General features: G+C 66.8%; 14 protein-coding genes and 1 tRNA gene. 11 read left to right on the top strand and 4 right to left on the bottom strand.

The window, feature by feature from the left end; genetic code table 11:
* The 3 genes from CXQ90_RS18905 to CXQ90_RS18895 form a co-directional block, all read left to right on the top strand.
* Positions 1–1,662, top strand: a 1,662-nt coding sequence (locus CXQ90_RS18905) for an efflux RND transporter permease subunit (RefSeq protein WP_146068933.1), incomplete at its 5' end; no start/stop codon positions are given.
* 178 nt (positions 1,663–1,840) lie between these two features.
* Entirely contained in the window at positions 1,841–2,179 is a 339-nt protein-coding gene (locus CXQ90_RS18900) for a hypothetical protein (RefSeq protein WP_104140888.1), read from the top strand.
* A gap of 172 nt (positions 2,180–2,351) precedes the next feature.
* Positions 2,352–3,131 (top strand): type 1 glutamine amidotransferase domain-containing protein, encoded by a 780-nt coding sequence (locus tag CXQ90_RS18895; RefSeq protein WP_104140887.1) that lies wholly within the window; start codon positions 2,352–2,354, stop codon positions 3,129–3,131.
* A gap of 62 nt (positions 3,132–3,193) precedes the next feature.
* Here CXQ90_RS18895 and CXQ90_RS18890 read toward each other — a convergent pair.
* Positions 3,194–3,283, bottom strand: a tRNA-Ser gene (locus CXQ90_RS18890).
* A gap of 126 nt (positions 3,284–3,409) precedes the next feature.
* Here CXQ90_RS18890 and CXQ90_RS18885 point away from each other — a divergent pair.
* The 4 genes from CXQ90_RS18885 to CXQ90_RS18870 are packed head-to-tail and all read left to right on the top strand — an operon-like array spanning position 3,410 to position 7,194.
* On the top strand, positions 3,410–4,417 hold the full coding sequence (locus CXQ90_RS18885; protein WP_104140896.1) for a zinc-binding alcohol dehydrogenase: 1,008 nt from the start codon (positions 3,410–3,412) through the stop codon (positions 4,415–4,417).
* Between the two features lie 3 nt (positions 4,418–4,420).
* Positions 4,421–4,819, top strand: a complete 399-nt coding sequence (locus CXQ90_RS18880; protein WP_104140886.1) for a 6-carboxytetrahydropterin synthase — start codon at positions 4,421–4,423, stop codon at positions 4,817–4,819.
* A gap of 3 nt (positions 4,820–4,822) precedes the next feature.
* Positions 4,823–5,902, top strand: coding sequence for a glycosyltransferase family 4 protein (locus CXQ90_RS18875; protein ID WP_104140885.1), 1,080 nt, complete (start codon positions 4,823–4,825; stop codon positions 5,900–5,902).
* Positions 5,903–5,940: 38 nt separating this feature from the next.
* Positions 5,941–7,194, top strand: coding sequence for a crosslink repair DNA glycosylase YcaQ family protein (locus tag CXQ90_RS18870; RefSeq protein ID WP_104140895.1), 1,254 nt, complete (start codon positions 5,941–5,943; stop codon positions 7,192–7,194).
* Between the two features lie 32 nt (positions 7,195–7,226).
* Here the strand turns inward: CXQ90_RS18870 and CXQ90_RS18865 are convergent, their stop codons facing one another.
* On the bottom strand, positions 7,227–7,784 hold the full coding sequence (locus CXQ90_RS18865) for a nucleoside deaminase (protein WP_258064599.1): 558 nt from the start codon (positions 7,782–7,784) through the stop codon (positions 7,227–7,229).
* Between the two features lie 69 nt (positions 7,785–7,853).
* Here CXQ90_RS18865 and CXQ90_RS18860 point away from each other — a divergent pair, with 69 nt between their 5' ends.
* From CXQ90_RS18860 to CXQ90_RS18845, 4 genes are all read left to right on the top strand, one after another.
* Complete coding sequence (locus CXQ90_RS18860; protein ID WP_104140884.1) at positions 7,854–8,708, top strand: phosphatase PAP2 family protein; 855 nt, start codon at positions 7,854–7,856, stop codon at positions 8,706–8,708.
* 12 nt (positions 8,709–8,720) lie between these two features.
* Positions 8,721–9,356 (top strand): uracil phosphoribosyltransferase, encoded by a 636-nt coding sequence (upp, locus tag CXQ90_RS18855; RefSeq protein ID WP_104140883.1) that lies wholly within the window; start codon positions 8,721–8,723, stop codon positions 9,354–9,356.
* A gap of 119 nt (positions 9,357–9,475) precedes the next feature.
* On the top strand, positions 9,476–9,850 hold the full coding sequence (locus CXQ90_RS18850) for a glyoxalase superfamily protein (RefSeq protein ID WP_104140882.1): 375 nt from the start codon (positions 9,476–9,478) through the stop codon (positions 9,848–9,850).
* 60 nt (positions 9,851–9,910) lie between these two features.
* A complete protein-coding gene (locus tag CXQ90_RS18845; RefSeq protein ID WP_104140881.1) occupies positions 9,911–10,591 on the top strand; it encodes an HAD-IA family hydrolase in 681 nt (226 codons plus the stop codon).
* 71 nt (positions 10,592–10,662) lie between these two features.
* Here the strand turns inward: CXQ90_RS18845 and CXQ90_RS18840 are convergent, their stop codons facing one another.
* Positions 10,663–11,118 (bottom strand): hypothetical protein, encoded by a 456-nt coding sequence (locus CXQ90_RS18840; RefSeq protein WP_258064598.1) that lies wholly within the window; start codon positions 11,116–11,118, stop codon positions 10,663–10,665.
* A 246-nt stretch (positions 11,119–11,364) separates the two neighbouring features.
* Positions 11,365–12,189 carry a hypothetical protein gene (locus CXQ90_RS18835; protein ID WP_104140880.1) on the bottom strand — a complete coding sequence of 275 codons (825 nt, stop codon included), beginning with the start codon at positions 12,187–12,189 and terminating at the stop codon, positions 11,365–11,367.
* Between the last annotated feature and the right edge of the window lie 4 nt (positions 12,190–12,193).

Genomic DNA, 12,193 nt, shown 5'->3' with positions numbered 1-12,193 from the left:
GTGGCCTTGACTGTCACCCCTGCCCTCGCGCTGATCTTCATGCGCAAGGTCCCACTAAAGGAGCAGGAACCACCCCTGGTCCGGGTGCTCAAGCGCGGCTATCACAAGGTGCTGCGTAAGATCATTCGGCGTCCGGCGGCCGGTTACGCCACCTTCGGGGCAATGGCGGCTATTGGCGCCATCACCGCACCGCTGTTGGGGCAGTCGCTGCTGCCGGACTTCAAGGAACGTGACTTCCTCATGCACTGGCTGACCCAGCCGGGCACATCGGTCCAGGAGGAATATCGCATTAGTCAGAAGGCCTGCACTGAGCTCATGACCATCCCGGGCGTCCGAAACTGCGGCGCCCACATCGGCCAGGCCTTCAACGCTGATGAAGTGGTGGGCGTGTATTTCGGTGAGAACTGGATCAGCATCGACCCTGCAGTGGACTATGACAAAACGTTGGCCGCAGTTCACGAAGTTGTGGAAGGTTATCCCGGTATTGTTCGCGACGTTCAAACCTACCTGAAGGAGAGGATCCGCGAGGTTCTAACGGGCGCCAGCACCGCCGTCGTCGTCCGGCTTTACGGGGACGATCTGGCGCTCCTGCGTTCAAAGGCCGCCGAGATCCAGGGGATCTTTGACGGGACCGAGGGTGCCATCGACGTCCACACGGAGCTGCAAAAGGACATTCCACAGATCAATATCGAGGTCGATCTGGAAAAGGCCCAGAGCTACGGGCTGAAGCCGGGCGATGTCAGGCGGGCCGCGGCAACGCTGGTGGCCGGTGAGGAAGTCGGCGACGTCTACCGGGGCGGCAAGGCCTACGACGTCCAGGTCTGGAGCCCAGTGGAAGTCCGCTCCGACCTCACCGCAATCAGGAACCTCCCCATAGATACCCCCAGCGGAGAGAAAATCCTGTTGTCCGATGTGGCCGGCGTCGAGGTCAAACCGACGCCCAATGTCATCGAACGTGATGCCCACTCCAGGCGGATCGACATCGAGGCGAACGTGACGGAAGGATCCCTGGGCACCGTGGTCGCGGCGATGGAGGAAGGTCTGAAGGATGTGGAGCTGCCGGCGGGCTTCCGCACGGAAGTCCTCGGCGAGTTCCAGGAACGGCAAGAGGCAACCACCACGCTGCTGACCCTCGCCGCCGTGGCGCTGGCCGTAATTTACCTGCTGCTGCAGGTGGCCTTCTCAAGCTGGCGGCTGGCCACGCTGGTCATCCTCACGCTGCCGATCGCCCTCGTGGGCGGCGTGTTCGCCGCCTGGTTGGGAGGAGGTGTCCTGTCACTGGGCTCCATTGTGGGCTTCCTGACGGTCATGGGCATCGCGGCGAGGAACGGCATCCTGCTCATCAACCACTGCCAGTACCTCGAGAAGTATGAGGGCATGAAGTTCGGGCCCGAACTGGTGCTGCGCGGGGCTGGTGAACGACTTTCGCCGATCCTGATGACCACGCTTGCCACCGGGCTTGCCCTCGTTCCGCTGGTGGTTTTGGGCGAAATCCCGGGCCACGAGATCGAGCATCCGATGGCAATGGTCATTCTTGGCGGGCTGGTGACGTCCACGCTGCTTAACCTCTTCGTGGTGCCGTCGCTTTACCTGAGGTTCGCCAAGTCCCGGAAGCAGCGGGAGGAGGCGCCGCCACGGGAGCCAGAGCTCGCCAATGCGTGATTAAGACCGAGTACAGTATCTAGGCCGTCCGCCGCCCACGCCCCGCCCAACGCGGGAACGTGGGCGGCGGCGGTGCGGGCGCCGTATGCCGGGAGCGGGCCTGGTGATCCTATACGGCGTTAACAGGCAGCCATAGACTTCTTGACGTAAGTCGCTTTCTCTCACGCAAGGAGTAGTCATGAATTACGCAGGCACTGGCAACGAGAAGGCTGTTGCGGCCACCGACCTTAACCGTACGCACATCGGACTGACGGTCAGCTTCCAGCCCGATGAGGCCACACTGGTGTTCGGACGGATCGGCGCGATCGCCCGGAAGGACTCCGGAGTGACCATCGCTTTGGAAGGAGTGGACAGCAGCGGCGGACTCCAGACCACCTACACGGTGTCCCCGACCCATAATGTCTACGTCCAGCCGGACATGCTGACCAATACCGAGTCCACCATCAAGGATCTGTTCGGCAAGGTCCAGGAAAATCTGCGCGGACACAAGGGAGACCAGCACCCCGCCGCAATGTAGCGCCGGAGTGACTAAACCAGCAAAAGCGAAGAGGCCCCGGCTTCCCTTGAACCAAAGGGAAGCCGGGGCCTCGGGGCGATTCGAGGCGCAGACGAGTACACCGTCTCAGACAGGGAGAGAAGGCCCGAATTGGGCTGGGCGTAGGGTGGAAGTTGGACGATAGGAGCACTTCATGAAGAAAATCCTCATGGTACTGACCAGCGTTTCCGAGATCGGCGATACGGGAGAGAAGACCGGCTACAACGTGGCCGAGGCTGCACATCCCTGGAAGGTCTTCAAGGATTCCGGGCATTTCGTCGACTTCGCGTCCATCCAGGGCGGCCAGCCCCCGCGCGACGAGGTGGACTCGGACGATCCCATCCAGGTTGCCTTCACGGAGGACGAGACCACGCGCGCCGGTCTGTACAACACTGCCCGCGTCGACGTCGTTGATCCCGAACAGTACGACGCCGTCTATCTCGTGGGCGGCCACGGCACCATGTGGGACTTCCCGGACAGCGAAGGCCTGCAGAACCTGGTTGCCAGCGTCTACAATGCCGGCGGCTTGGTGGGCGCGGTCTGCCACGGACCGGCCGGCCTGCTGAACGTGGAATTGGAGAACGGGCTTCGCCTCGTCGAGGGCCGGAAGGTGGCCGGCTTCACCAACGACGAGGAGGTTGCCGCAGGGAAAGACAAGGTCATCCCGTTCTTTTTGGCAGACCGACTTGAGGAACAGGGCGCCACCCACGTCTCCGCTGATGTCTTTGCGGAGAAGGTCGTGGTTGACGACCGGCTGGTGACCGGCCAGAACCCGGCCTCAGCCGCCGGCGTGGCCAAGGAGATGGAGAAGCTCTTCGCCGCGGTCATCCACCGGGAAAAAGCCGAGGAACAGCACGAGACGGAGATCCTGCGCGCCGAGAAGGACGCCGAGAAAATCGCCAAGAAGGCTGCTGCGGCAGAGGCGGAGCACTAACGCCCGCACAGCAAAAGGCCCCGCTTCCCTTTGTTCACAAGGGGAGCGGGGCCTTTCTCATTTGGCGGTGACGGTGGGATTTGAACCCACGTTGGCTTTGACACCAAACAACATTTCGAGTGTTGCACCTTCGGCCGCTCGGACACGTCACCAACCTGTACAGGGTACCGGAGCAAGGCGCCCATCCCCAAAACGAGGCTCCCGGGGCGTCCGCCATGCGGGCCACGCCGGTCCGGTCCTTCCCGTTGGACCGGCCGGGCACTAGATTCGTCAGCAAGATGACTATTACCCAGAATTCCGCAGAAGCAAAGGCATATTGGACCGTCGGCCCAGGCCAGGGCGAGCTCCGCGCCGAGGAGCTGCCCGTGCCGGGCCCCGGCGAAGCGCTGGTCCGGACGCTGTATTCGGGCATCAGCAAGGGCACCGAACTCGTGGTGCACCACGCGTCCGTTCCGGCCTGCGTTGCCGAGCAGATGCGCGCCCCGTACCAGGAAGGCTCCTTCCCCGGGCCCGTGAAGTTCGGTTACCTTTCCGTGGGGGTTGTCGAGGAAGGGCCGGAGGACTGGGCAGGCCAGACGGTGTTCTGCCTCCATCCGCACCAGGACCGGTACGTGGTCCCGGTCTCGGCCCTCACACGCGTTCCCGACGGCGTTCCTCCCCGCCGCGCGGTGCTCACCGGCACGGTGGAAACCGCCGTCAACGGCCTGTGGGAGGCGGGGCCCAGGCTCGGCGACCGCATCGCGGTGATCGGGGCCGGCCTGGTGGGCGGCATGGTGGCCACGCTGCTGCGCACCTTCCCCCTGGCGAGGCTTCAGCTCGTGGACCTGGACCCCGCCCGGAAGGAACTGGCCGATGCCCTGGGCATCGACTTCGCGCTCCCGGACGATGCCCTTCCGGACTGCGACATCGTCTTCCACTGCTCTGCCTCGGAAGGCGGCCTGGAACGCAGCCTCAAGCTTGTTGGGGACGAAGGCGAAATCATCGAGATGTCCTGGTACGCGGACCGGAGGGTCAGCCTGCCGCTGGGGGAGGATTTCCACGCCCGCCGGCTGTCCATCCGTGCCAGCCAGGTAGGCGCCGTCGCAAGGGCGCGCCGGCACCGCCGCACCAACGCCGACCGCCTGGAAACCGCGGTGTCGCTCCTGAAGGACCCCGTCTTTGACGCCTTCCTCACGGGCACGTCCGCTTTCAGGGAACTGCCCGACGTCGTCCAGCAGCTTTCGGACGGCACTTTGGACGCGCTGTGCCATGTCATCGAATACCCGACCACAGAAACCACGAGGTAACCAGTGTTCAGCCTGACCGTCCGACGCCACTTCATGATCGCCCACAGCCTTCCCCGGGAGGCGTTCGGCCCGGCCCAGGGCCTGCACGGCGCCACGTTCGTCGCCGAGGTGACCTTCCGCCGTCGGGCCCTCAATGACGACGCCATCGTCCTGGATATCGGCGCGGCCGGCGGCATCCTCGAGGAGGTGCTCGCCGGGCTCAACTACCGCAACCTGGATGAGCACCCCGATTTTGCCGGCAAACTCAGCACCACGGAGGCGCTGGCCCAGTACATCGCGGAGGCCGTGGCGGGGCGGCTCCGCGAAGACGACGACGGCCGTGACTTGGCCGGCCTGGACGTCACACTGCGTGAAAACCCCGATGCCTGGGCGTCCTACGCCCTTGAGCTATCCCGCGGGTAACCCATGCAACCTCCTCTGCCAGCCGTCCGGCTGCTTGTCCCGGGCAATATCCGCCACAACTCCGGCGGAAACGTCTACAACGCTTCGCTGGTGCAGGGTTTGCGCCGGCTGGGCGTCAGCGTTGCCATGGAATCGGTCGACGGCGCCTGGCCCGTAGGCAGCAGTGAAGAACGACGGCGGCTGGCCGGTTTGCTGGGGTCGGGAACCGGAACCCCGGAACAGGGAGCCGGCGGGACCGTCACGATCGTCGACGGTCTGGTCGCCTCCGGCGCGCCCGAGGCGATGGAAGCGGCCGCCGCCGCAGGGCAGCGGCCGTGGGTTCTGCTGCACATGCCGCTGCTGGACCATCCGGAACTGGAAATCCGTGCCCTCGCCGCGGCAGCGGGCGTGATCTGCACGAGCGGATCTGCGGCGGCGGAGATCATCCGCCGCCACGGCCTGGCCCAGGTCCACGTGGCGCTGCCCGGAACCAACCAGGCCGAACTGGCCAAGGGCTCCGAACCGCCGTACCTGGTCTCCGTGGCCGCGCTGTTGCCGAACAAAGACCAACTCATCCTGCTCGGCGCCCTGGCGCAGGTGACGGACCTCCCGTGGACGGCAGCGCTGATCGGTTCTGATGAGGCGGACCGCGATTACGCCCTGGAAGTCCGGGCGGCATTGGAGGAGTACGGGTTGGAGGACCGGGTACGTCTCGCCGGCGAACTGACAGGGCAGGCGCTGGAAGACGAATGGCATGCCGCGGACATGAGCCTGCTCGTCTCCAAGGTGGAAGCCTTCGGCATGTCGGTCACCGAATCGCTGGCGCACGGCATTCCGGTGGTCGTCCGGAGCGGCACGGGCGCCGTGGAGGCGCTGAAGCTGGGTGCGCCGGCAGGTGACGAAGCCGCGCTGCCGGGGGCCGCCGTCGTCCTTGACCGGGACCCGGCCCCGCTCGCAGCAACCCTGCGAGCCTGGCTCGCCACCCCGGAGTTACGGGAGCAATGGCGCCAGGCGGCACTCACCGGCAGGGACCTGCTGCCCGGGTGGGATGCGACCGCACGGTGGGTGCTCGACACTATCGGCGGAGGTACGCCGCGGGACTGACCATTCCTCGGACCGGCATGCTGGTGGACAATGAGCGCATGACCATCAACGTCTCGTCCTCCGGATGCCTCGGCGCAGCAGGACCCGATACGGCAGAACTCAACGCCGAGGACCTCACGCCGGAACTGCTCCGCGCCTGGGCCTGGCACAGGCAGGGGCTGGACGGCACGCTCGCCGGCGCCACCTCGCAAGAAGTGCTCGCCCGGGCAGGCTGGGCGAGGTCGGTGGGCGGCGCCAACCCATACCTGACCCTGTTCGCCCGCGCCGGGATCCGCCGCGACCAGGTGGACCAGGACGTCCTTGACTTGAGGATCCATGAGCTTCCCACCGCGCGCGGCTGCACGTACGTCCTGGGCCGGGAGGACTTTGCCTGGGCGCTGAGCCTGGGCAAGAACGCGGAAGAAGCCTTCAGGGTGCTGGGCCGGCTGGGCGTGGACCGGGGCGAGATGACGCTGCTCGAAGAGCAGATCCTGCACGTGCTCTCGGAGGCCGAGGGCCCGATGGATCCCAAACAGCTCAAGGACGAGCTGGGCGAATCGGTCCGGAACCTCGGGGAGGAGGGCAAGAAGAAGGGCGCGGCCACCACCCTGCCCACGGCCCTGGGGCTGCTGCAGGCAGACGGCCGGATCCGCCGGGTCCCCGTCAACGGGCGCCTGGACCAGCAGCGCTATGCCTACGCCCTGTGGGAGCCGCCGCCCGGCAAGCTCGGCCCGGAGGATGCCCGGACCGAACTGATCGGCCGTTACCTGGGCTGGACGGGCGGTGCCACCCTCAAACAGTCCCAATGGTTTACCGGCTTCACGGTGGCGCACAGCAGGGCCGCCCTGGCCGGGGTCGGAGCCGTGGAACAGCCCACCGCGGGCGGCGACGTGCTCTGGATGCTGCCCCACGACGTCGAAAGCCTTGCCGCGTTTGCGCCGCCGGAAGAGGAGCAGATCCAATTGCTGGCCGGCACCGATTCGCTCGTCCTGCAGCGGCGGAACTCAGCTGACCTGTTCGCGGAGGAGGACAGGTACAGGAAGGTGCTGAACTCCACCCTCGCGCTGCAGGCCGACCTCCCGGACCACCCGATTCTGGACCGCGGCAGGATCATCGGACTGTGGCAGTACGATCCCGGCAGGGCGAGGATCGCTTACTGGCTCTTCGATGGCGCCACTTCCGCCGCTAGGCAGCGCATCGCAGAGGTGGAAGCCTGGATCCAGGAGGACCTGGGCGATTTCCGGTCCTTCAGCCTGGATTCCGTGGCGTCACGGCAGGAACGGATCGACGCGCTGGATGCCGCCAACGGCTGAGTCCGCGGCCAAGCCACCGCCTTTGCCGCCGGCTATGCCACCGGCGAAGGATCCCCGGAGCCGTCAGCCGGCAGCGGGGGCCAGGCCTCGGTGCCCCGGTGCGCGGTGAAGAACTCCCGCAGCAGCGCACCGCATTCCTCTTCCTGCACCCCCGCGTAGACCTCCACCCAGTGGTTGAGGCGGCGCTCACGGAGGATATCGAAAACGGAACCGGCCGCGCCGGCCTTCTCGTCCCAGGCCCCGAACACCACGCGGTGGATCCGCGCAAGAACGATGGCCCCGGCGCACATGGCGCACGGCTCCAGCGTCACCACCAGAGTGCAGTCCTCGAGCCGCCAGCCGTCGCCGGTCCCGCCGTCGAGGACGGAGCGCTCGCGGAGCCGGGCCGCCGCCTCGCGAATGGCCACCATTTCCGCGTGGGCAGTGGGGTCTCCGTGCGCTTCCCGTTCGTTGCGCCCCGAACCGAGAACGGTGCCGTCGGGACCGATCACGACGGCGCCGATGGGCACGTCCTCTGTGGTCAGCGCCCGCCTGGCCTCCGCCAGGGCAAGGCCCATCCATTCCAGGTGTTGCGGATCTGCCGGTCCCATGGGTCAATGATAGTTTCTAAGGATACTTACCTTCTGACAGCGCACCGCCGGGAGGGAACGGGAGAGAAGATGAAATCCCTGATCGATCGATACGGCCGGTGGCTGGGTCCCTATGCGGCCCTGTGGATCACCCTCATCTTCGGCGGCTTGCTGGTGATCACACTGGCCTTGCTTGGCGCCGAGGTGTACCAGAGCGTGGTGGCCAAGGACGGCGTCGCTGGCCTGGACAGGCCGGTGCTGGAACTTGCCAAACAATATCGGAACCCCGGCCTGGACACCGCCGTGACGGCTTTCACCTACATAGGCGGCGGCGTCGGCATGCCCATTTTGGCAAGCATCCTCGTTGCCTGGCTGATCTATGTCAGCCGCAGCTGGCGGCCCCTCATCCTGGTGGGCGGTGCGGCCGCGGTCTCCATTACGGCCACGACCGTGAGCAAGACGCTCCTGGGCCGCGTCCGCCCGGACCACATCGACGCCGTGCCGCCGTTCGAGTTTTCGCCATCATTCCCCAGCGGCCACACCCTCAACACCACAGTGGTGATCGGCGCGGTGGTGTACCTGATATGCCTCCAGGCCGACAAGACCTGGGTCCGGGTTTCCGTCATCACCGCGGGGGCCTTGTTCATCATTTGCATGGGCCTCAGCAGGGTGTTCCTGGGCCACCACTGGATGACGGACGTGATCGCGGCGTGGCTGCTCGGACTCGCCTGGCTCGGCATGGTCATCCTCGCCCACCGGCTCTTCCACGTCATCCGGCGGCGGGAGCAAGCCGGCCCCGCACCGACGTTCGAGCACCCTGCCGAGCTGACCGCCAAGGAGCCGAACGAACGGGCGCAAGAGCAGGGCGCGGATACCGCGCGCGAGGAGGCTCCGGGTGCCGGCGGCAGCCACGGAGGCCGACGAGGGGACGCGGCCTCCGGATGATAGTTTTGACGCATGCGCACACTCGTCGTGGACCATCCGCTGGTCGCCCACAAACTCACCGTCCTGCGGGATAAGAACACCCCGTCGCCGGTATTCCGCCAGCTGACAGAGGAACTCGTCACGCTCCTCGCCTACGAAGCCACCCGCGACGTCCGCACCCAGCCGGTCACCATCGAGACGCCCGTTTCCACAACGGTCGGCACCGCCTTCACCAAGCCCACCCCGCTGGTGGTTCCCATCCTCCGCGCCGGCCTCGGCATGCTCGAAGGAATGACCAAGTTGGTTCCCACCGCTGAGGTCGGCTTCCTGGGCATGGCCCGGGATGAGGAGACCCTGGACATCATCACTTACGCAGAGCGCCTGCCGGAGAACCTGACGGACCGGCAGATCTTCGTTCTTGACCCGATGCTGGCCACCGGCGGCACCCTGCGCGAGGCCATCAAGTTCCTGTTCAAACGCGGTGCCTCGGATGTCACCTGCATCTGCCTGCTGGCCGCCCCGGAAGGACTGGCCAAACTCGAGGAAGAACTCGCCGACGCCAACGTCACCATCGTCCTGGCTTCCATCGACGAGAAGCTGAACGAGAAGTCCTACATTGTGCCCGGCCTGGGCGACGCCGGAGACCGCCTCTACGGCATCGCCGGCTGACGCCTGGCCTTTTGATCGGCGGCAGGCGCCGGGCTTTTGGCCCGGGGGCCCGCTTGCCCGCCAGTTGCGGTGCGGTCCGGCTCTTCCGGATGCCGGCGTCCCCGGCTAGCCTGTGCACCATGGACTGGAAACTCGAACTTGTGTTTGTCCCTGTGTCCGATGTGGACCGCGCCAAGGATTTCTACGTCAACAAGGTGGGCTTCAACGCCGATTACGACGAGCGGCCCATGGACGGCATCCGCTTCGTCCAGCTCACCCCGCCGGGGTCCGGCTGCTCGATTGCCATCGGCGAGGGCCTCAACGACGCCCCTCCCGGCACGGCGCCCAGCCTCCAACTGGTGGTCAGTGATATCCACGCCGCCCATGACCAACTCAAGGCCAACGGCGTGGACGTCAGCGACGTCGACGTCCAGGCTTGGGGGCACTTCGTCTATTTCGCCGATCCGGACGGCAACAAGTGGGCAGTGCAGTACATCCCCCGCCCCACCGAATAAGTCCCGAACGGCCAAGTCACAGACAACCAGGGTTGATGTGTCCTGAGGCAGGATGGATGCATGAACCTTCCTGCCGATTCCCTCGCCGCAACCCTGACTGCCCGCGCTGTCCTGTTCGACATGGACGGCACCCTGGTGGATTCCACAGCGGTTGTGGAACAGGTATGGGGTGAGTTCGCCACGCGTTACGGCCTGGACATCACGGAGATTCTGCGGACGTCCCACGGCGTCCAGGCAGCCGACACGGTGCGGCGCTTCGCCCCGGCCGGCGCGGATGTCGTGGCGCTCACCGCTGAACTCGGCGCGATGGAGCGGTTACGGACGGAGGGCATCGTCGCACTGCCCGGGGCCACTGATCTGCTCCGCAGCCTGCCGGGGGACGCGGTGGCACTCGTAACATCCGCGGACCGGATCCTGGCGGACATTCGCATGGACGCGGCGCGCCTACCCATGCCCGCCACGGTGGTCACCGCGGAGCTTGTCACCCGCGGCAAACCGCATCCCGAAGGATACCTTCGCGCCGCCGAGCTCCTTGGCGTGGAACCCGAAGAGGCCGTGGTCTTCGAGGACGCACCCGCCGGCATCGCGGCCGGGTTGGCTGCCGGCATCCGTACCGTGGCCGTTGGCCCGAACACCGGCGTCATTCCCGACGGCGTACTCCACATCCCGGACTACTCCGCGGTCTCGGCCACTGTGGAGGCCGACAGGGACGGCCGGCAGTTCATTTCCTTCGTCTTCTGACGCGTACCGATGCCCGGCTGGGCCGCACGCCGGTCGCCTGCACGCCGGTGGGTTGCCTACTCGCTCAGCTTTTAGACGGTGGAACTGCCCAGGGTCTGGGCATCGAAGTTGGCGGCCACCCATGCGGCAACCTCGGAGTTACCTCCGCGGGGGCCACCGCCCATGCCGCCGCCGGAGATGAAGTAGCCGATCTCGCCGTTGGCCACCATCTCCTGGAACTGCGCCAGCGTGGGGTAGGGATCGCCGCCGTTCCAGCCGCCCAGCGCGATCGCGTTGGTGTTCGTGGCCAGTTCCAGGCTGGCGGCCTGGCTGGCGCCTGAGACGATCCCGGACCATTTGGCCGTGCTGGACTTCAGCAGCGAGGTCAGCTCGGAGTCCGCAGAAGCGGCGCCGGCCTGCCCGTCGGGGCCGCCGTCGTTGCCGCCTGCCCCGCCGTCGCCGGTCCCGCTTGTGCCGGTCCTGCCGGTCTGCCCGCCCGGGCCCATGGCGGACGCTGTGGATCCGGAGGCCTGGTCGGTGAGGGTCATGCCTCAACTGTGGCGGCGTCCCATAAGAGGGCTTTAGGTCGAAGCTGTGCACCGCCTGTGGAACTCTCGGCCGTTCGCCCAAAAGGGCCGGTTCTGCCGGCCGGGTGCTGCATTTCTGCACCACTTTCCGGGCGGCTCGGAGCGGCAGGGACGCCGCAGGGCCCTGGATCACGTGGATCCGGGGCCCTGCGTCAACGACAAAGCGGTGCAGAAATGCGCGCCGTCAGTCGCCTGGCAGCTGGGGGATTAGTACCAGTTGTTGGCGAGGTGGAAGTTCAGAGCGCCGCAAGGGGAGCCGTAGCGTTCCTTGACGTAGTCCAGGCCCCAGTTGATCTGCGTCCGGTAGTTGGTGCGGTAGTCCGCCCCGTGGCTCGCCATCTTCTCGGCGGGCAGGGACTGCACTACGCCGTAGGCGCCGCTGCTTGCATTGGTGGCGGTGGTGCGCCACTCGGACTCCTTGGTCCAAAGGGTCTTCAGGCACTGCATCTGGTCCGCGGCCCAGCCGAAGGAAGCGAGCTTGCTGGCGGCATAGGCCTGCGCACCGGCGGGGTCGTTCACGGCTACGGCGGCTGCGGGCTTGGGAGCCGGAGCGGCCGGGGCAGCTTTCACGACGGGGGCGGCCGCAGTGGCCGGGGCGGGAGCGGCCTTGGCCGGCGCGGGGGCTGCCTTGGGCGCGGCTGCCTTGGGTGCGGCTGTCTTCGGGGCCGCCGCGGGTGCCGCCGGCTTGGCAATTGACTGCGGCGCCACCGCGGCTGCGGTCGGCGACGGCAGCGCAGCGATGAGGGTCTTGTCGAAGTTGAGTGTCGGCGCCGCGGACGACGTGGCCGTCGCCGCCTCGGAGCCGGCCTGGGGTGCTGCCTGGTCCGCTGCATGTCCTGCCGCGCCGACGCCGATGAGCACCGCACACGCGGTGGTCGCCAGGGCTGCGCGGCGGCCAATCGACGGGATGCCCGCGGTCAGCCGGCCCCAGCGGGTTGCCGGCGCCGCTGGCTCGGCGCGGTGGCGGGAAAGTTTCTGAAGGGACTGCTTGGGGGCGCTGTCATGGCGCGCCTGTGCCTTGTAATCAGACATGGTG

It is taken from the genome of Arthrobacter sp. ZGTC131 (assembly GCF_002929275.1).
Classification (GTDB): Bacteria; Actinomycetota; Actinomycetes; order Actinomycetales; family Micrococcaceae; genus Arthrobacter.
The sequence above is the reverse complement of the archived record's forward strand: the minus strand, read 5'-3'. Positions and strand labels throughout refer to the sequence as shown.

What these genes read in the sequence shown, in the direction of transcription:
- CXQ90_RS18900 (WP_104140888.1), top strand. Translation starts at nt 1,841, where the DNA reads ATGAATTACGCAGGCACTGGCAACGAGAAGGCTGTTGCGGCCACCGAC.
- CXQ90_RS18895 (WP_104140887.1), top strand. Translation starts at nt 2,352, where the DNA reads ATGAAGAAAATCCTCATGGTACTGACCAGCGTTTCCGAGATCGGCGAT.
- CXQ90_RS18885 (WP_104140896.1), top strand. Translation starts at nt 3,410, where the DNA reads ATGACTATTACCCAGAATTCCGCAGAAGCAAAGGCATATTGGACCGTC.
- CXQ90_RS18875 (WP_104140885.1), top strand. Translation starts at nt 4,823, where the DNA reads ATGCAACCTCCTCTGCCAGCCGTCCGGCTGCTTGTCCCGGGCAATATC.
- CXQ90_RS18870 (WP_104140895.1), top strand. Translation starts at nt 5,941, where the DNA reads ATGACCATCAACGTCTCGTCCTCCGGATGCCTCGGCGCAGCAGGACCC.
- CXQ90_RS18865 (WP_258064599.1), bottom strand. Translation starts at nt 7,784, where the DNA reads ATGGGACCGGCAGATCCGCAACACCTGGAATGGATGGGCCTTGCCCTG.
- CXQ90_RS18860 (WP_104140884.1), top strand. Translation starts at nt 7,854, where the DNA reads ATGAAATCCCTGATCGATCGATACGGCCGGTGGCTGGGTCCCTATGCG.
- upp (WP_104140883.1), top strand. Translation starts at nt 8,721, where the DNA reads ATGCGCACACTCGTCGTGGACCATCCGCTGGTCGCCCACAAACTCACC.
- CXQ90_RS18850 (WP_104140882.1), top strand. Translation starts at nt 9,476, where the DNA reads ATGGACTGGAAACTCGAACTTGTGTTTGTCCCTGTGTCCGATGTGGAC.
- CXQ90_RS18845 (WP_104140881.1), top strand. Translation starts at nt 9,911, where the DNA reads ATGAACCTTCCTGCCGATTCCCTCGCCGCAACCCTGACTGCCCGCGCT.
- CXQ90_RS18840 (WP_258064598.1), bottom strand. Translation starts at nt 11,118, where the DNA reads ATGACCCTCACCGACCAGGCCTCCGGATCCACAGCGTCCGCCATGGGC.
- CXQ90_RS18835 (WP_104140880.1), bottom strand. Translation starts at nt 12,189, where the DNA reads ATGTCTGATTACAAGGCACAGGCGCGCCATGACAGCGCCCCCAAGCAG.